The following is a 17348-nucleotide window of genomic DNA, read 5'->3' as shown; positions in this document are numbered from 1 at the left end:
GCGGTTGGTATGCCAGACATTCACCGACGGTTCATCAGGAAGTAAGCGGTCGAATCGGGGCGGTGGCCCAGATATACCGCGCCACCCGCGAGGACCCCCTGCACAATCGCCGCACCGCCCGCGACCAGCGATGAGATTCCGGTGACAGCGTCCAGTGCGAAAAGGGTACCCGCCGCCATCAGCACCAGCCACACCCCCACAATGGTCAGCAGCGTGCGTGCCCATAGTTTGCCGCGCCCGAAGAAATGGATGAACAACAATCCGAGCGCGGTGGTCACGACTCCGAATATCACGACGAAGCCGAACGCCACCAACACGAGCAGGTCCACGCTCGCCAGGGTCGCGGTGGTGTTCGGATCGGCCGTGCGCATCTGGTCGAGCATCTGCTCGGCGAATTCTCGGCGCCGTCCCATCGCCACCACCATCGACGCCGCCAACTGCACGATGCCGAAAGCGACGACGGCCCACCACAGTTGACGCGCGGTCCGTACATCTTCGGGCATGGGCGGGCGCGGCGCGGGCTCGAGACGCACCGAATACTGCATATTCGTCACGATAGCCAGTGCGCTGCCTCTGTCGCCCAGTAGGTGAGCACGATATCGGCGCCCGCCCGCCGGATTCCGGTAAGTGATTCCAGCACCGCCGCGCGACGATCGATCCAGCCGCGTTCGGCGGCGGCGGTGATCATGGCGTACTCACCGGAGATCTGATAAGCGGCCACCGGCACCGTGGCGCGATCGGCGACCTCGCGCAGAATGTCCAGATACGACATGGCCGGCTTCACCATGACGATATCGGCGCCTTCGGCGAGATCGAGTTGGAGTTCACGCATGGATTCCCGGCGATTGGCCGGGTCCTGCTGATACGTGCGGCGATCGCCCTCCAGCGTGGACGCGACGGCCTCGCGGAAGGGTCCGTAGAAGGCCGAGGCGTATTTCGCGGCGTAGGCGAGGATTCCGGTGTCGGTGCGGCCCACCGCGTCCAGACCGCGCCGGATCGCGCCGACCTGACCGTCCATCATGCCGCTGGTGCCGAGCAGATCCGCGCCCGCCTCGGCCTGGGCGAGCGCCATGTCGACATAGCGGTGCAGCGTCGCGTCGTTGTCGACCGAACCGTCGGCGGCGAGCACGCCGCAGTGTCCGTGATCGGTGAACTCGTCCAAGCAGGTGTCGGCCATGACCACGGTGGCGTCGCCGACCTCCTCGGCCAGCGCGCGCAGGCCGCGATTGAGAATGCCCTCGGGGTCGCCGGCCTGACTGCCGGTCGCGTCCTTGTCCTCCGGGCTCGGCACACCGAAGAGCATCAACCCGCCGACCCCCGCGGCCACCGCGTCGACCGCGGCCTTGCGCAGTGAATCCATCGAATGCTGGAAGACGCCGGGCATCGACCCGATCTCACGCGGTCCGTCCAGCCCGTCGGCGAGGAACATCGGCAGCACCAAATGCCGTGGTTCCACGGTGGTTTCGGCCACGAGACGGCGTAGTGCGGGAGTACGGCGCAACCGCCGTGGGCGGTCTGTTCCGGTCATGGCTCGCACGATACGCCTGCCAGGTGTCGGACTCGCGCCCGCCCGCGCCGACCATCCTCCGCACCGCGAAAACCATTCGGGCCAGCGGTTTCCTGTCGGTGCCACCCGCTACAATCGAAGAAGTGTTCGAAGGGAATCGGCAACGTCCCCGGCCTGCTTCCGGCCGCGGGCGGTCGGTTCCCGACCGCGAGGGGAGGATGTTCGTGCCCACGACCGCAACCCGGAAATCCCAGCTCATCGAGCCCTACATACCGCTGGAGAAGCGGCCGCTGCCCGCCGGGCGGCCGCGCAAGTGGTACATCACCCACAACCGCAGGCTCAAGGCGATGCGACTGACCATCGCACTGCTCGACTCGGGCACCTACCTACCGCAGCAGGCGAGTAACGAGAAGATCCGCAGGACAGCCGATCTCGTCGGTATCCGCCCGCCATCGGACGCCACCTGCCGACTCGTGCGCACCCTGCTGCGCTACAGCCGCTGACCCGATCAGCGGCTGCGGCGGCTCTTCTTGCGCGGCGGCGGCAGCAGACCCTCGGCGCGCAGGCGGGCGGCATGTTCGGCCAGGGCCTCCACCAGAGGGCCCACCTGGGCCACCTCCGGCTGCACGTCAACGCGCAGACCGAATTCGATGGCCGTCTCCGCCGTCTTCGGACCGATGCAGGCCACGATCGTGCGCGCGTGCGGCTTGCCCGCGATGCCGACCAGATTGCGGACCGTGGAGGACGAGGTGAACAGGACCGCGTCGAATCCGCCGGTCTTGATCATCTCGCGGGTCTCCGCGGGCGGCGGCGAGGCGCGCACCGTGCGGTAGGCCGTGACGTCATCGATTTCCCAGCCGCGATCGCGCAGCCCCTCGGCGAGCGTCTCGGTGGCGATATCGGCGCGCGGCAGCAGCACCCGGTTCACCGGATCGAAAACATCGTCGTAGGGCGGGAAGTCGGCGAGCAGCCCCTCCGAGGACTGCTCCCCACTCGGCACCAGCTCGGGATTTATGCCGAAGGAACGCACCCTCTCCGCCGTGGCCTCGCCCACGCAGGCGATCTTCACACCGGAGAAAGCGCGTGCGTCCAAACCGAATTCGGCGAACTTCTCCCACACCGCGCGGACCGCGTTGGTCGAGGTGAACACCACCCATTGGTAGCGGCCGTCCACCAGACCCTTGACCGCGCGCTCCATCTGCGCCGGACTGCGCGGCGGCTCCACGGCGATGGTCGGCACCTCCATGGGGATGGCGCCGTGGGTGACGAGCCGTTCGCTCATCTCCGCGGCCTGATCCTTGGTGCGCGGCACCAGCACGGTCCAGCCGTACAGCGCGCGCGACTCCCACCACGACATCTTCGACCGCGCCGCGACCACCTTGCCGATGGTCACCACCAACGGGCCGACCAGCTCCGACGCGGCGCTGTTGAGCGTGGCCAGGGTGGCCTCGATGGTGCGCTGCTGGCGGGTGGTGCCGCGCACGGTCACCGCGACCGGGGTCTGCGGCGCCATACCGTGTTCGACGAGCGCGCTGGCGGTCTCCGCCAGATGTCCCGAGGTGGCGTGCAGCACCAACGGACCGGGAGCGGCGGCGAGCGCGGCCCAGTCCACCTCGCCGCGGACGTCCGCCTCGGTGTGACCGGACCCGAGCGCGATCCCGGCGTAACTCGGCACCGCGGAGCCGCCGGGCAGACCGGGCAGCACCTCGAAGACCATGTGCGAACGGGTCACGGTATTGACCTCGTTGATGACCGCGTCGGTGGTGAGCGGATCACCGGCGACAACGCGGACCACGTCGTGCCCCGCGCGCGCCTCGGCGATCAGCGTCTTGGCCACCTCGGCCGGTTCACCGAGCGCGGGACGCACGTCGACCGGCCGGGTGCCGTTCTCGTTCTCCTCGACCGCGGTGCCGATCAAGGCGAGCACACCCTTGTCCACATCCGGGTCGGTGAAGGCCAGGGTGGCACGTCCGAGCACCTCGCGCGCCCGCACGGTGAGCAACGCCGGGTCACCGGGACCCGACCCGACGAAAAGGATCCGACCTGGGTGCTTCTTCGTAGCTCGGCTGCTCATCGGCTGTTCTCCATTGGGCTGGGATGGGTGAAGTCTGTGGCGGGCGCGGTCGCCTCGGTGAGAAGCTCGCGGGCGCCGAGTTCCACCAGTTCGCGGGCCAGTGCCCGGCCGAGTTCGGCCGCGTCCCGCGGCGAACCGACCACCGAGGCGCGCAGCACCTCGGATCCGTCGACGGCGGCCGCGCAGCCGCGCAGCGAGAGCTCATCGACGATCCTGCCGTCGTCGTCGAGCGATTCGACGACCTCGGCCAGCGCACCGACCGGAGCCGTACATCCGGCCTCCAGTTCGGCGAGCAGAACACGCTCGGCGGTGACCGATGCCCTCGTCGCGGCATCGTCGAGCGAAGCGAGAATATCGATCAGCTCCGCATCACCGGCGCGGGTCTCCACGGCCAGCGCGCCCTGCGCGGGCGCGGGCAGCATCTGCACCGGTTCCATGGCCTCGGTGACCGCGTCCAGTCTGCCGATCCGGGCCAGGCCCGCCCGCGCGACCAGCACGGCGTCCAGGTCACCGTCGCGCACGGCGGCGAGTCTGGTGTCGAGATTGCCGCGTAACGGCACGATCTCCAGACCCAGACCGAGAGCGAGCAACTGCGCGACCCGGCGCGGCGCGGAGGTGCCGACCCGGGATCCGGCCGGCAACTCGCCCAGGACCATGCCCTCGCGCGCCACCAGGGCGTCGCGCGGATCCTCGCGCGGCGGCACGGCCGCGACGGTGAAGCGGTCGTCGGGCGCGGTCGGCAGATCCTTGTAGGAGTGCACCGCGATATCGATCGTTCCGGCCGCGAGTTCCGCGCGCAGGGCCGAGGTGAACACGCCGACGCCGATCTGCTGGACCGGCTCGGACGACTGATCGCCCGGTGTCTGCACGATGACCAGTTCGGCCGCATGCCCAGCGGCGATCAGCGCGTCGCGGACGGTGCCCGACTGGGTGCGTGCCAGCAGACTGCCGCGGGTGCCGATTCGCCAGGTGCGGCGAGTCGGTGCGCCTGTCACGTTGCCCTCTTCCTGCGCGATCGTCATCGGGGATTCCCCTGTTCCGGGGTGGTGTGGCCGGTGGTGAAGTCGTCGGCCAGCGCGGCGGCCGGGTCACCGGCGATCGCGCTGATCTCCATCGGGGCGGCAACCGCTTGCGCCGCACCGGGTTTGAGCTCGAACAGTTCGCGCAGCGCCTCGGCGTAGGAATCGCCGCCCGGCGTCGAGGCCAACTGCTTGACCCGCACCGTCGGCGCGTGCAGAAGTTTGTCGACCACCCGGCGCACCGTGCGCGCCACCTCGTCGCGCTCCGGGTCGGCCAGACTCGGCAGCCGCGAATCCAGCCGCAGCAGTTCGGCTTCGACGACCTCGGCCGCGCGCTGACGCAGCGCCGCCACCGTCGGGGTGACCTCCGCCATGCGCTGCCCCGCCAGGTATCTGGCGAGTTCGTCGGCCACGATGGTGCGCGCCGCGGCGGTATCCGCGGCCGCCGCGCCCGCGGCCGGATCATGTTGCAGGGTCTCGATATCGATCACCGTGACACCGGGTAGTCCGGCCACCGCGTGTTCGACATCGCGCGGCAGACCGAGGTCGCAGAAGACCAGCGGCCGCTCGTGCGAGCCGAAGTCGACGCGCTCGCGATCGGCGAGCGCTCGGTGGGTATCGGCCAGGGTCACCACCGCGCCGACCGCGCCGGTGCAGGTGATCACGACATCCGCGGCGACCATCGCCTCGGTCAGCCCGCTCAGGTCCAGCGCCGAGGACTCCGCCCCGTAGTTGCCCGCGGTCTCGGCGAGCCGTCGGGCCCGCTCGATGGTGCGGTTGACGACGATGACGCGACCGATGCCCGCGCGACCGAGATGCGCGACCGCCAGCCCGCCCATCGCGCCCGCGCCGACGACCACCGCGGTCCGTCCGACCAGCGCGGACTCCTCCGGCTCCGCGGCGATCCCGCCGAGCACCGACTTGGCCTTGTCCAGCGCCACCGACACCACCGACGCGCCCGCCCGATCGATGCCGGTCTCCGCGTGCACCCGCTTGCCGACCCGCAGCGCGTGCTGGGCCAACTCGTGCAAGGTCCGCCCGACCGCCTGCTGAGCGTCGGCGGAGGCGTAGGCGGCGCGAATCTGGCTGAGCACCTGCTGCTCGCCGACCACCATCGAATCCAGCCCGGAGGCCACCGCGAACAGATGCTCGGCCGCCGCCTCGCTGTAGCGGACGTAGGCGTGTTTGGTCAGATCGGGCAGCGGCAGCCCGGAATGCCTGGTGAGCAGTTCACCGACCTCGGCGAGGCCGCCGTGGAATGCGTCGACCACCGCGTACACCTCGACCCGGTTGCAGGTCGAGACGATCATGGCCTCCGACACGTGACTGGAGGCCAGCATCCGATCGATCAACTTCGGCCGGTCGGCGTCGGTGATCGCCACCTTCTCCAGAATCGAGACGGGCGCGCTTCGATGCGAGATCCCGACGAGAAGAACGCTCATGGTGTTACCACCGAACCTTTGCTGCTTGGCTCCGTTGCCTGATGCGCGGTCGTCTGATGCGCCGCCGAATGCTTGAGCGAAGGGGGCGGATTCGGAACGCGGCGGGCGATCCGACCCGAAACGGCCGAGGCGACCTCGGCCAGCGGCTCCGATTCCGCGTTGCGGGTGCGTTCGAAGGAGAGCATCTGCATCTCCACGGCGAGATCGACCCGGCGGATCTCGACCGTCGGCGGCGCGATGAGCACGCTCGGCGCGAAGCTCAGTATCGACTGCACACCGGCCGCGACCAGTCGATCGCAGACCTCCTGGGCGGCCTCGTCGGGCACTGTGACGACCGCGATGGTCGGCTTCAGCGCGAGCACCGCCTCGTGCAGCACCCGGACATCGCGAACCGAGAGTCCGGCGACGGTGCGCCCGATCACCGATTCGTCGTTGTCGAAGATGCCGACGACGGTGAAGCCACGGCGCTTGAATCCGCCGTAGCCGACCAGGGCGCGGCCCAGATTGCCCGCCCCAACGAGCACCACGCGATGTCCCCCGGACAGTCCGAGCACGTCCTCGATCCTGGTGCGCAACTTGACCACGTCATAGCCGACGCCCCGGACGCCGTTGGGGCCGAGGAAGGACAGATCCTTGCGCAGCTTCGCCGAATTGACACCCGCCGCGACAGCCAGTTCCTCACTCGATACGATGAGCACACCTTCGTCGGCCAGCATGGTCAGCACCCGGAGGTAGGTGGCCAGTCTCGCGACGGTGGCCTGCGGAATATCCTTACCGGACACCGCCTTTTGCAGAGCCCTGCCGGAGACGCCATCGGGCGTCTCATGCTGCTCTGTCACGTCGTCGGCTCCTCGTCCCGGATTTGCTCGTCATCCGGTTCGTCGCTGGACCTGTGACCCGGGGGGACGCGATGTGCCGCGCGGTCCGGTGCCATGGTCGAAGGTTCGGATTTCAAGTGCGCTCCCGCAGCCTCGGCATGCGGGTCGCGTGCCACCACCGTAACCGCTTGTGCACCCCTTCACAAAGTCGGTGAAATCGGCCTCATTTTCCGCCGCGACCAGCGGTGCGACGAATCGGGCGCGAGCAGCTTTTGCTCACCGACGCAAATCGGCACGCAAACGGGGTTCGTCGACATCGAAATAGCTGTGTTCGCGGCCGTCGAGCAGCACCACAGGCAACCTGTCACCGAACTCCGCGCGCAGGCCAGGGTCGGTCCCGGCCACCTCGTCGACATCGACGGTATCCGGCTCGATACCGAAATCGCCGCAGATCGCGCGCAGCTGTTCCAGCGCGATCGCACACAGCCCGCAGCCCGATCTCGTCAGCAACGTCACAGAATGTGTGGGATTGGTCATGACCGGTAATTAAATCCCTCGCCGCCGCCGATCCGGTACCCCCGGTCCTAGGCGAAACTGTCATCGCGGCCAGCTAGTGTGGACTAGTTCGCGCGACGGGCGGAGGTACTGGTGCCGGAACGATCGAAGGTCGAGAGGGCGGGATTCATCGCGGGACGCTTCGGCGAGTTTCCGGTCCGATGGAATCAAGGCAGACTCGGCCAGAGCCTGCAAGACCAGCTCGCCCGAATCTCCCGCAGCCCCTTCGGCCCGAGCGAAGAGGAAGTGCGCGCCAACCTCGCGGGCGAGGCAAGCGCGGACGCCGCGCTGTCACTGCACGACGCCGAACTCGCCGCGGGCGAACCCGACAACTTCGGCCCCGAAGTCCTGCGCGACCTCACCGCCGCCGCCTTCTTCGACGTCGACAACACCATGGTGCAGGGCGCGTCCATCGTGCACTTCGCCCGCGGCTTGGCCGCACGGAAATACTTCAAGACCTCCGATCTGGTCGACGTGGCATGGAAACAGGTCAAATTCCGGGTCACCGGCAAGGAGAGCAGCACCGATATGCAGGCCGGGCGGGAGAAGGCGCTCGCCTTCATCGCCGGGCGCTCCACCGCCGAACTGGCCGCGCTCGGCGAGGAGATCTACGACGAGATCATCGCCGACAAGATCTGGCCCGGGACGCGGGCGTTGGCGCAGATGCACCTGGACGCCGGACAGCAGGTGTGGCTGGTCACCGCGACACCCGTCGAACTCGCACAGGTCATCGCGAAACGACTCGGGCTCACGGGTGCGCTTGGCACGGTCGCCGAGAGTGTGGACGGGAAATTCACCGGTCTGCTGGTCGGCGACATTCTGCACGGGCTCGGCAAGGCGCACGCGGTGCGGACGCTGGCCATCCGGGAAGGGTTGAACCTCAAGCGGTGCACCGCCTACTCCGACAGCCACAACGACGTGCCGATGCTGTCGTTGGTCGGCACGGCGGTGGCCATCAACCCGGATTCGGATCTGCGGGAGGTCGCCAAGAATCGCGGGTGGGAGATCCGGGATTTCCGTACCGGACGCAAGGCGGCGAAGATCGGGGTGCCGACGGCGTTGGCGTTGGGGGCGGCCGGTGGGGCCGTGGCCGCGGCCGTCACGCGACGGCGGGAGCGGTAGACCCGGTACCCGGGGCGATTCACCCCGGATGCCCCGTTCGGATGGGCCTCAGCCGGTGAAGACGTTGCGGCGTTTGGTGAGGAGTTTGTAAAGGGTCTGTTGGATGGTCTCGCGGACCTGATCGGTGACCTCGAACATGGTCATCGGGTCGTCGGCGGCTTCGGGCTCGTAGGCCGTGGTGGATATGGGTGCGCCGAATTCGATGTACCACTTGGAGGGCAACGGGATGGCGCCGAGCGGGCCGAGATGCGGGAATGTGGGGGTCACCGGGAAATACGGCAGCCCGAGCAGGCGGGCCAGCGGCTTGATGTCAGCCAGTTTCGGGTAGATCTCTTCCGAACCGACGATCGAGCACGGGATGATGGGCACACCGGTGCGGACCGCCGCCGCCACGAAACCGCCGCGACCGAAGCGCTGGAGCTTGTAGCGGTCGGAGTAGTTCTTTCCGACGCCCTTGAAGCCCTCGGGGAAGACGCCGGTCAGCTCGCCCGCGCGCAGCAGGCGTTCGGCGTCCTCGCGGCAGGCCAGGGTGTGCCCGGCTTTGCGGGCCAAGGCGCCGAGGACGGGCATCTCGAAGATCAGGTCCGCCGCCAAAAGGCGCAGGGCGCGCTGTTTGGCGTGATGGTCGTGGACGGCCAGCTGGAGCATGAGCCCGTCGAGGGGGACGGTACCCGCGTGATTGGCGACGATCAGCGCGCCACCCACCTCGGGAATGTTCTCCATTCCGCTGACCTGCACGCGGAACCACATATCCGACATCGGTCGCAGGGCGGGGAGGATGACCGATTCGAGCAGATGCTCGTCCAAACCGAATTCATCGACCTGATAATCGCCGGTCAGCCGGCGCCGCGCGAATTCCGCGGTCTTGGTTATCTGCTTGCCGAGCGCACCGCGCACCAGATCCGAGACCGAACGCGGGGCCGGGGGTTCGGCCGCGGCGAGCCGGTCGGTCAGTGAGGTCACGCCGCCGGGGGCGCTATGGCTCTGACCGACGGGCTCGGGCCTGCGGCGGACAGCGCCGCGCTGGCGCGACTCCACACTCTGGTCGTACAGATGAATCACTTTCGCTACGTGGTTCATGAATGTGCTCCCGTACCGGCCTTCAGCAGGCCGAGCAGTTTTTTCTCTGCGGCATCGATCCACGCCGGATCGAAGACGGGCCGCAACGCTGCGCCCCCGATGAAGTCATCGAACGCCTGTACCGTGGTCCAGCGTGGCGCGAACCGGAGTTCGGTTCGCATCCGTGTGGTGTCCAGGCCACAACCGAAATGGAAATAGTCGAGCTGTTCGTCGGTGAACTCGCGCATCACCGGGCCCATGAGCGCCCGTCCCGCACTGCGGAACAGGACGAACGGAACCGGCAACTCGAGGCGGCCTGCCCTCCGTACCGCTTGTGACAATGTCATCACACCGTCTCCGGCAACATTGTAGGTGCCGCCGGGGGCCATGCGCGCGGCATGCGCCATGGCGGCCACGGCATCCTCCTCGTGCAACAGCTGCATCCGGGCATTTCGCCCGCATACGGTCGGCGTCACCGGAGACCGCAGGTACTGCACGCCGTGGCCCGCCAGACGCGGGCCGACAATCGGCGCGAAACGCAGAATCGAGGCGGCGATATCGGGACGACGGCGCGCCAGACCGCGAACGAAACCTTCGATTTCGATCATGTCGCGAGCGAACCAACCGTGCGGTGGGGTTCGCGCGCTCATTTCCTCGGTGAATTTGGCGGGGTCCTTTGGACTGCATCCGTAAACAGCCGAGGTGGAACGAACAACCACCCGGCGCACCGACGGCGACTTCTGACAGACCGCGAACAATTGCATCGCGCCCAATACGTTGAGGTCCTTCATCACCGCCCGGCCGCCACCCGCGGGCGGGCGCGACAATATGGCGGCGTGCACCACCGTATCCACCTCGTTTCCACTGATCACTTTACGGATCAACGGATTACGAATATCGGCGCGCACGAATTCCGCGCGCCCCATGCGACGCTGCAACTCACGACTCGGGGTGATGGTGTCGACGGCGATGATCCGCTCGATGCCCTGATCCTGCGCAAGCCGAGACACCGTATTGCCGCCGAAGAATCGGCTGGCACCGGTCACCATCACCACCCTGGGTGTGTTCCCGTCTCTTACCTCAGATCCCACCGCACCGGATCCCACCTACGAGGCCCTCTTTCCATTCCTGGCGGTACCCAGAGTAACCGCTGCCAACCGCGACGCCGATGGTATTAACCAGGTTCTAACGATGACTTCAGTCACCTGATACATGGCAATATTTCAAATCCTGTTGTTTCAAAAGGTGAGGCCCGTCACCGAGCGGTGACGGGCCTCATCTTCGAGATCTTGCGAGCGCGCGGCTTACTTGCCGAGTTTGCGCCGCTGCACACGTGTACGGCGAAGCAGTTTACGGTGCTTCTTCTTCGACATGCGCTTGCGACGCTTCTTGATCACAGAACCCATAGGGTTTCCTCGCGTTCTCTCTACTCGGCTGGTCGGGCGCGCACGCTCTGGGACGCACGCTGTTCTCGGTGTCCGCGCCGCCAACTGGCACCGGACACCACAATGCGGTGCCGCCGACAGACGGACACGAACCAAGGGGCCATCCTACCGTGTCCGACGACGGCACTTTCGCGACCCTCGTCGAGGCCCGACCCCGATCTATCCGGCGTCGAAGTAGGACGTCTCCAGGTACTCGTGCACCGCTTTGGCATGCACCCGGAACGAGCGTCCGACCCGCACCGCGGGCAATTCACCCGAGTGCACCAGCCGATAGACCGTCATTTTCGAGACTCGCATCAGATTCGCCACTTCGGCGACCGTCAGGAACTGGGTACCGCCGCCGAGTACGGGCTGCTGCCCGGAACTCGTCCGACCGCCCGAAGGACCCGACGAACCGGGGGACGACCCCGAACTGCTCGCAGACATCTTGTTAGAAGACATCATTGCACCATTGACCTCCGGCACGTCCGCGCCGCCGGCTTCCCCACCGGCGGAACAGACACGCACGTGCTCCTTGAAGCTTAGCGTTGCCAGTGGGATTATTGCGACGGGTGTGAGAAATCAGCGTCGCTTGCTTGGCATCGGCGAGTCACCGTGCGGACGCGCTGTGTTCGATTTGCGTTGTTCTCCATGATGCGCTGCCACCACGCCGCTGTCGATCACGACCGGGTCTCGGATGGGTTCAGCCCAACGCGCCCCCGTCGGCGCCCTGGTCCGCCGATCGCTGTTTGGCGGCGTGCAGGGCCTCCAGGAAGGCCGAACGGACACCGCCGCGCTCGAGTTCGCGCAACGCTGCCGCGGTCGTGCCAGCCGGAGAGGTGACCGCGGCACGCAGTTCGACCGCGGTCTGACCCGAATCGTCGAGCAGCGCGGCCGAGCCGATCATGGTCTGCACCACCAGCTGGTTGGCAACCTCGCGCGAGAGTCCGAGTCCGACGCCCGCGTCGACCATCGCCTCCACCACCAGGAAGAAGTACGCCGGGCCCGATCCCGACAGCGCCGTCACGGCATCCATCTGGGATTCGGCCACGGTGGTGACCTTGCCGACCGCCTCGAGCACCTCGGTCACCAGGGCCAGCTGTTCGGGGCGCGCGTAGCGACCCGGGGCGAGCACGCTCATGCCCTGGCCGACCAACATCGGAGTATTCGGCATCACCCGCACCACGGGGAAGCCCGCGGGTAGCTTGGCCTCGAGCCGGGCCGTCGGCACCCCCGCCGCCAGCGACACCAGCACCTGATCGCGATCGCCGCCGTTGAGTTCGGCCTTGCCGAGCTGGGTCAACACGGTATCCACGTCGACGGGTTTGACGGCGATCACCAGCAGATCCGCCCCGACCGCCGCGTCCTCCACCGAATCGGTCACCCGCACGCCGAATCGGCTCGCGATCAGTTCGGCGCGATCGGTGTGCGTCTCCACGACGACCAGAGCCTTGCTCGCTCGGCCCGACTCGAGCAACCCGGCGATCAACGCCTCCCCGATGCGACCGCCACCGATCACCGCAATTCTCGTCATGGGAACAGGCTAGACGGCCCCTCAGGAATCGGGGTGACGCACCGGGACCAGTGCCAGTTGACGACTCTGCGCCACCACCGCGCCGGTGGCGTCGATGACGAGCTGGTCCTCGTCGAACATGCGATTGCCGACCTCACGGGTGGTCGCGACGATGCGCAGCCAGCCGGGTGCGGGCCTGCGGCGCAGATAGGTCGTCATCTGCACGGTGGGCGCCCAGCCGAAGTGGCCGAGGTTCATCGGGACCGGCGGGCTCATATCGGCCGACATCATGGCGAAGTACGTGGCGACCTCGGCATCGGCCTGATCGCCGGTGCGCGGGCGCATCCACAACCGCAGCCGCGGCTCGCCGCGGCGACCGTCGAGGAACGGCGACCACTCGCGATCGAGGAACAGATCCGCGCCCCGGCCGACGTGCACGATCCTGGCCATGACCGAACCGTCCCCGTAACCGATCGCGTCGGCGGGCGGTTCCACCGGCATGTCGACCGCGGGATGGGTGTAGACCGGATCGGCGTCGTCGAGCCTGCTGAAGGTGAAGGCGGTGCGCACCAGATCGCGACCGCCCTGGATCAGGGTCGCGTCCGCGAGGCAGATCTGGCGTCCGATCTTGCGCACCCGCACCTCGTATTCGACCTCGCCGGATTCGGGTGCGCCGAGGAAGTCCGAACTGGCGGCGATGGGGGCCATATCCGCGGGGATCGAATCGTGGGTGCGCAGCCAGGTCGTGGCCGCCGCGGCGCTTGCGGCCACCATGGTGCCGCCGTGCACCTTCTTGCCGATGGTCCAGATGTCATCGATGACGCCGGCGTAGCGGCCGGTGTCGGATGCGGTCGCGGTGAGTTCGGTCAGCGCGCACACCCGGCTGAACGGGGCATCTGTCGCGGTCGCCACCTCGGCGATCGGCTGTGTCGTCATCGTCACTCCTGTGCTCCAGCGGCCCGCGCTGTCGCTCGGCGCCGAGGGCGGTCGCAGGCACGCGGGGTTCGTACAGCGTACAACGAAGGTTCCGACCCACCGGAGACCGCGGTGCACCGGTCACAGGTGGGTGACGTCGGCCCGCGCGGCCGCGGGAGCCAGGCCGTTGAGATGTTCACGCGCGAAGCTCAATGTGCGGTAGAGCATGGCCGCGCGATCGGCGGTGGTGCGCGCGTTCTGGGTATTGATCTCGGCCACCGCGTGACCGGAGAAACCACTGCGCACCAACAACTCGCAGACCTCGACGCACGGCTGGGTGCCCGTGCCGGGCACCAGATGCTCGTCGTGCGCCGCGCCGCGGCCGTCGGCCAGATGCAGATGCGCCAGCCCGCCGCCCATACGCGCGGCAAGCACCAACGGATCGGCGCCCGCGGTCGCGGTATGCGACAGATCCAATGTGTAGTGGCGGAATCCGGTGTCGGTCGGATCGTAGGAAGGGCTGAAGGCGGTCACACCCGGACCGGGACCGCCGCGACGTTCCAGCCGTCGGACCGAACCCGCCTTGCGGCCGAACAGCGAATCCGCCCGCATCGGGAACATGTTCTCCACCGCCACGATCACCGAACCGCGTTCCTCGAGTTCGGCCACCTGCTCGGCGAAACCCTGCGCGTAGCGCCGCTGCCAGCGGAACGGCGGATGCACCACGACACAGCTCGCGCCGAGCGCCTCGGCGGTGCGCACGCTCCGCTCGAGCTTGACGATCGGATCCGCGCCCCAGACCCGTTGGGAGATCAACAGACACGGCGCGTGCACCGCGAGCACCGGCACGTCGTAACTACGGGCATAGCCCTGCACGGTCTCGAGGCTCTGACTGGCGGGCTCGGCCCACACCATCAATTCCACGCCGTCGTAACCGAGGTCGGCCGCGTACCGGAACGCCGCCTCGGTGTTCTGCGGATACACCGACGCCGTGGACAGCCCGATGAGGATTCCGCGCTCGCCCGCGCCGGAACCACGGCCCGTACTCTCGGTCCGAATCTGCCTCGCCTTCCCGTCGTCAGCCGACATCACGCTGTTCCCGGCATCCCGCCGTTCAGTTCGTACTGAGCAGGAAGGCCAACGGCCCCAAGGTCACGAAGATACCGACGACAACGGCGATCACGGTGCTCAGGATGTCATCGGTGCGTCGCAGGATGCGCACCAGTGCGACCAACCCCAGGATCACGATCATCGCAAGGGCCAGCGCCACCCACGGCAGCATCTCCCACATGCTCTCGAAACCTTTGAACAGCAGCATGCCCGCGATGGCCGCGCCCGCGCTCTGACCGCCGAGAATCAGCCATTGCCGCCGGTTGGCGTCGTGGTCGTCGCCGCGCGCGGTCCGCGCGCGGCGCGCCGCGGCCCGACCGAGTTTCGCACCGCGCGAAGGCTTCCCCGGCCCCGCGTGCTCGTACTCGTCGTCGAGATCGCGCTCGTCGTCGAGCATGTCACCGTCGAGCATGTCACCGTCGGGCGGGAACGGTTCGTAATAGTCGGTGAAGCTCTCGTCAGCGGCGGGCTGATCCACCGACTCGGGCGCGGACCGGCCGCGCCTACCGCGCTCGGCCCGCGCGACGCCGTCACGCAGCAGATCGCCCGCGACCGTCGAGCCGGACACGAGTTGCTGATCCTGGCCTGCCAGCGACCACGCCGCGGTCGAGATGCCCCCGGATTCCTCCGGGGTCTCGGGCATCGGCGCGGGGGCCGGCTTATGCCTTCGGGCCGACCACGCGGGCAGTGCGCCGTTGTCGCGCACGGGACCGTCGCGACGCGGACCACGGCGCGGACCCGCGTCCGGCGGTTCGGGCATCGGACGCCGTGGCGGGACGGGCGGTGCCTCCGGCCCGAAATCGGCATCCGGCGCGAAACCCGCATCAGGCGCGAAACCGTTCGGTGGCGGCCCCCAAGCGGCGGTGGCTTGCCCCGCCTCGTCCTGTTCGGCCGCCCGACGGCGTGCGGCCCGACCCGTACGCGACGGACCCCCGCCCGCCACACCGTTGCGCGGTGCACGGCCGGGACGCGGCGGTTCAGCCGGGCCGATCTCGTCGAGTTTGTAGATCTCGGTCGCGGACTCGTCGGCTTCGTGCTTGCGCCTGCGGCCGCTGCGCCGTGACGGCGGATCGGCGACCGGCGCGGGGTCCGGGGTGAAGGCGGTGGCGGGCGCGCCGTATGGATCGGGCGCGGCGAGCGGATCCTCGGGCGCGCTGTGGCGCGAACTCGGACCCGGCATTTCGCGACCGGGCATCACGCGACCCGAATGGCCGAGCGGATCTGAGCGCGGGGCCTGCACCGACGGCGAGTAGCCCGAGAGGGGGTCGTAACGGGTGATCGGGCCCGACATCGGCGAGTAGGTCGGCTGTTCGGGTTCGGCGATCGGGGCCGAGTAGGGCGCCGGGTCCGGCTCCTGTGCGCCGAACCGCGACAGATCCGGGCCGGGCGACTCGTGGGCGGACGGCGTCCACGACGGCTGGTAGCTCGGCGGCTCGGGAGCCGGGGGTTCGTAGGCGGGCGGTGCGGGCGGCTCGGCTTCCGGCGCCGCGTGCGCGGAATGGCTGCCGCCCTCGCGAATGACCGGTAAGTCGCCGGTCAGTTCGGCGACGGAGATGCCGCGCCCGCCCCGACGGCGCCTGCCGCCGCCGGATTGGCCCGCGGCCTGTGCCCCGTTGCGGGCCAGCAGCTCCGCGACCGACAACTGCTTGGAATCTTCACCACTCATGACGACACCGTTTCGATCGGGCCCGATAGCCCTGGATCACCACCCGGCTTCGGGCCGCCACCATCGGTGGCCGCCCCGGGTAGGCGCAGTGCTCTCGGTCCGCCGTTCATATCGGTATCCAGTTTGCGCAGGATGAGGCCCTCGCGCAGCGCCCACGGACAAATCTCGAGGGTATCCAGCGACAGTGCCCGCATACTCGCCTCCGCGATCAATGCTCCGGCCACCAGTTGCTGCGACCGGTCGGAACTCACGCCTTCCAATTCTGCCCGGTCCGCGGCGGTCATCCTGGAGATGAAAGCGATGAGCTGCCGCAGGCCTGAGCTCGTGAGTGTACGACGAACCCGTGGTCCGGCGGCAGAGGGTGCGGCTCCGGTCAGTCTGGCCAGCGATCGAAATGTCTTGGATGTGCCAACGGCCAAGTCGGGTCGACCAACCGCGACCAGCTGTTTGGCGGGCAGCACCAACTCCGCGTCGAGCCAGTCGCGCAGCACGGCGACCCGGCGCTTACCCGGCGGGTCCTCGCGCAGCCAGTCCCTGGTGAGCCGACCCGCGCCGAGTTGCAGCGACAGCGCGACATCGGGTTCCTCGTCGCCGCCGTTGGTCATCTCGAGCGAGCCGCCGCCGATATCGAGGTTGAGCATGCGGCCCGCGCTCCAGCCGTACCAGCGGCGCACCGCGAGGAAGGTCAGCCGGGCTTCGTCGACACCCGACAGCACCCGCAGGTCAACGCCGGTCTCGGCGCGCACCCTGCCGAGCACCTGCTCGGAGTTGGTCGCCTCGCGCACGGCCGAGGTGGCGAAGGCCATCAGCTCGACGCATTGGGACGTCTCGGCGATACTGGCGAATTCGGCGACCGTGGCGATGAGCCGTTCGGCGCCCTCGACGGTGATCCGCCCCGCGTCGTCCATGTTCTCCGACAGCCGTAAGGTCGCCTTCGTCGAGCTCATGGGCATGGGGTGACCACCCCGGTGAGCGTCCACCACCAATAGGTGGACGGTATTGCTTCCGACGTCGAGTACCCCAAGGCGCACATGAATACGGTACGGGTCCGCCTCGACTACAGGCCAGGCGACCGAACTGTTAGCGTCTCGAAGTGTGACGGAACGCGGCGACACCAAGAGCCC

Annotated in this window: 18 protein-coding genes; 2 read left to right on the top strand and 16 right to left on the bottom strand. The window is 68.3% G+C overall.

From position 1 onward, the window contains the following. Window positions 1-20 precede the first annotated feature (20 nt). Both APZ21_RS26330 and hemB read right to left on the bottom strand, forming a co-directional pair. Complete coding sequence (locus APZ21_RS26330) at window positions 21-545, bottom strand: hypothetical protein (RefSeq protein ID WP_054815961.1); 525 nt, start codon at window positions 543-545, stop codon at window positions 21-23. A gap of 5 nt (window positions 546-550) precedes the next feature. Continuing rightward, complete coding sequence (gene hemB, locus APZ21_RS26325) at window positions 551-1528, bottom strand: porphobilinogen synthase (RefSeq protein WP_054815960.1); 978 nt, start codon at window positions 1526-1528, stop codon at window positions 551-553. Between the two features lie 197 nt (window positions 1529-1725). Between hemB and APZ21_RS26320 the strand changes: the two genes are divergently transcribed. Further along, on the top strand, window positions 1726-2010 hold the full coding sequence (locus APZ21_RS26320; RefSeq protein ID WP_054815959.1) for a hypothetical protein: 285 nt from the start codon (window positions 1726-1728) through the stop codon (window positions 2008-2010). Between the two features lie 5 nt (window positions 2011-2015). Here the strand turns inward: APZ21_RS26320 and APZ21_RS26315 are convergent, their stop codons facing one another. From APZ21_RS26315 to APZ21_RS26295, 5 genes are all read right to left on the bottom strand, one after another. After that, on the bottom strand, window positions 2016-3581 hold the full coding sequence (locus tag APZ21_RS26315) for a bifunctional uroporphyrinogen-III C-methyltransferase/uroporphyrinogen-III synthase (protein WP_054815958.1): 1566 nt from the start codon (window positions 3579-3581) through the stop codon (window positions 2016-2018). Further along, window positions 3578-4603: a hydroxymethylbilane synthase gene (hemC, locus tag APZ21_RS26310; RefSeq protein WP_054815957.1), complete on the bottom strand. Its 1026-nt coding sequence runs from the start codon at window positions 4601-4603 to the stop codon at window positions 3578-3580. Before hemC ends, APZ21_RS26315 begins: the two co-directional genes overlap by 4 nt. Next, on the bottom strand, window positions 4600-6042 hold the full coding sequence (locus tag APZ21_RS26305) for a glutamyl-tRNA reductase (protein ID WP_054815956.1): 1443 nt from the start codon (window positions 6040-6042) through the stop codon (window positions 4600-4602). Before APZ21_RS26305 ends, hemC begins: the two co-directional genes overlap by 4 nt. Then, window positions 6039-6881, bottom strand: a complete 843-nt coding sequence (locus APZ21_RS26300) for a redox-sensing transcriptional repressor Rex (RefSeq protein WP_054815955.1) — start codon at window positions 6879-6881, stop codon at window positions 6039-6041. The genes APZ21_RS26305 and APZ21_RS26300 overlap by 4 nt, the downstream gene beginning before the upstream one ends. A 255-nt stretch (window positions 6882-7136) precedes the next feature. Then, a complete protein-coding gene (locus tag APZ21_RS26295) occupies window positions 7137-7397 on the bottom strand; it encodes a glutaredoxin family protein (RefSeq protein WP_054815954.1) in 261 nt (86 codons plus the stop codon). A 207-nt stretch (window positions 7398-7604) separates the two neighbouring features. Here APZ21_RS26295 and APZ21_RS26290 point away from each other — a divergent pair, with 207 nt between their 5' ends. Further along, complete coding sequence (locus APZ21_RS26290) at window positions 7605-8537, top strand: HAD family hydrolase (RefSeq protein WP_054816018.1); 933 nt, start codon at window positions 7605-7607, stop codon at window positions 8535-8537. 48 nt (window positions 8538-8585) lie between these two features. On the opposite strand, the gene APZ21_RS26285 is transcribed toward APZ21_RS26290, so the two are convergent. From APZ21_RS26285 to APZ21_RS26250, 9 genes are all read right to left on the bottom strand, one after another. Beyond that, window positions 8586-9617: a lysophospholipid acyltransferase family protein gene (locus tag APZ21_RS26285; protein ID WP_054815953.1), complete on the bottom strand. Its 1032-nt coding sequence runs from the start codon at window positions 9615-9617 to the stop codon at window positions 8586-8588. Continuing rightward, a complete protein-coding gene (locus APZ21_RS26280) occupies window positions 9614-10645 on the bottom strand; it encodes an NAD-dependent epimerase/dehydratase family protein (protein ID WP_054815952.1) in 1032 nt (343 codons plus the stop codon). The genes APZ21_RS26285 and APZ21_RS26280 overlap by 4 nt, the downstream gene beginning before the upstream one ends. 255 nt (window positions 10646-10900) lie before the next feature. Further along, complete coding sequence (locus APZ21_RS33350; RefSeq protein WP_003402602.1) at window positions 10901-11002, bottom strand: 30S ribosomal protein bS22; 102 nt, start codon at window positions 11000-11002, stop codon at window positions 10901-10903. Between the two features lie 198 nt (window positions 11003-11200). Beyond that, window positions 11201-11485, bottom strand: a complete 285-nt coding sequence (locus APZ21_RS33345) for a helix-turn-helix domain-containing protein (protein WP_082393462.1) — start codon at window positions 11483-11485, stop codon at window positions 11201-11203. Window positions 11486-11723: 238 nt separating this feature from the next. After that, window positions 11724-12554 carry a pyrroline-5-carboxylate reductase gene (proC, locus tag APZ21_RS26270; protein WP_054815951.1) on the bottom strand — a complete coding sequence of 277 codons (831 nt, stop codon included), beginning with the start codon at window positions 12552-12554 and terminating at the stop codon, window positions 11724-11726. A gap of 21 nt (window positions 12555-12575) precedes the next feature. Beyond that, the gene (locus APZ21_RS26265; RefSeq protein ID WP_082393470.1) at window positions 12576-13469 is read right to left on the bottom strand and encodes a thioesterase family protein; all 894 of its coding nucleotides are present in this window, start codon (window positions 13467-13469) and stop codon (window positions 12576-12578) included. A gap of 120 nt (window positions 13470-13589) precedes the next feature. Further along, a complete protein-coding gene (locus tag APZ21_RS26260) occupies window positions 13590-14537 on the bottom strand; it encodes a sugar phosphate isomerase/epimerase family protein (RefSeq protein WP_082393461.1) in 948 nt (315 codons plus the stop codon). A gap of 25 nt (window positions 14538-14562) precedes the next feature. After that, complete coding sequence (locus APZ21_RS35805) at window positions 14563-16224, bottom strand: hypothetical protein (protein ID WP_054815950.1); 1662 nt, start codon at window positions 16222-16224, stop codon at window positions 14563-14565. Continuing rightward, window positions 16221-17255, bottom strand: a complete 1035-nt coding sequence (locus APZ21_RS26250) for a Ppx/GppA family phosphatase (protein ID WP_054815949.1) — start codon at window positions 17253-17255, stop codon at window positions 16221-16223. Before APZ21_RS26250 ends, APZ21_RS35805 begins: the two co-directional genes overlap by 4 nt. Window positions 17256-17348: the final 93 nt, after the last annotated feature.

This window comes from Nocardia arizonensis (assembly GCF_001310275.1).
Classification (GTDB): domain Bacteria; phylum Actinomycetota; class Actinomycetes; order Mycobacteriales; family Mycobacteriaceae; genus Nocardia; species Nocardia arizonensis.
This window is presented reverse-complemented; position numbering and strand designations above follow the sequence as displayed.

What these genes read in the sequence shown, in the direction of transcription:
- APZ21_RS26330 (WP_054815961.1), bottom strand. Translation starts at nt 545, where the DNA reads ATGCAGTATTCGGTGCGTCTCGAGCCCGCGCCGCGCCCGCCCATGCCC.
- hemB (WP_054815960.1), bottom strand. Translation starts at nt 1,528, where the DNA reads ATGACCGGAACAGACCGCCCACGGCGGTTGCGCCGTACTCCCGCACTA.
- APZ21_RS26320 (WP_054815959.1), top strand. Translation starts at nt 1,726, where the DNA reads ATGTTCGTGCCCACGACCGCAACCCGGAAATCCCAGCTCATCGAGCCC.
- APZ21_RS26315 (WP_054815958.1), bottom strand. Translation starts at nt 3,581, where the DNA reads ATGAGCAGCCGAGCTACGAAGAAGCACCCAGGTCGGATCCTTTTCGTC.
- hemC (WP_054815957.1), bottom strand. Translation starts at nt 4,603, where the DNA reads ATGACGATCGCGCAGGAAGAGGGCAACGTGACAGGCGCACCGACTCGC.
- APZ21_RS26305 (WP_054815956.1), bottom strand. Translation starts at nt 6,042, where the DNA reads ATGAGCGTTCTTCTCGTCGGGATCTCGCATCGAAGCGCGCCCGTCTCG.
- APZ21_RS26295 (WP_054815954.1), bottom strand. Translation starts at nt 7,397, where the DNA reads ATGACCAATCCCACACATTCTGTGACGTTGCTGACGAGATCGGGCTGC.
- APZ21_RS26285 (WP_054815953.1), bottom strand. Translation starts at nt 9,617, where the DNA reads ATGAACCACGTAGCGAAAGTGATTCATCTGTACGACCAGAGTGTGGAG.
- APZ21_RS26280 (WP_054815952.1), bottom strand. Translation starts at nt 10,645, where the DNA reads ATGGTGACCGGTGCCAGCCGATTCTTCGGCGGCAATACGGTGTCTCGG.
- APZ21_RS33350 (WP_003402602.1), bottom strand. Translation starts at nt 11,002, where the DNA reads ATGGGTTCTGTGATCAAGAAGCGTCGCAAGCGCATGTCGAAGAAGAAG.
- APZ21_RS33345 (WP_082393462.1), bottom strand. Translation starts at nt 11,485, where the DNA reads ATGATGTCTTCTAACAAGATGTCTGCGAGCAGTTCGGGGTCGTCCCCC.
- proC (WP_054815951.1), bottom strand. Translation starts at nt 12,554, where the DNA reads ATGACGAGAATTGCGGTGATCGGTGGCGGTCGCATCGGGGAGGCGTTG.
- APZ21_RS26265 (WP_082393470.1), bottom strand. Translation starts at nt 13,469, where the DNA reads ATGACGACACAGCCGATCGCCGAGGTGGCGACCGCGACAGATGCCCCG.
- APZ21_RS26260 (WP_082393461.1), bottom strand. Translation starts at nt 14,537, where the DNA reads ATGTCGGCTGACGACGGGAAGGCGAGGCAGATTCGGACCGAGAGTACG.
- APZ21_RS35805 (WP_054815950.1), bottom strand. Translation starts at nt 16,224, where the DNA reads ATGAGTGGTGAAGATTCCAAGCAGTTGTCGGTCGCGGAGCTGCTGGCC.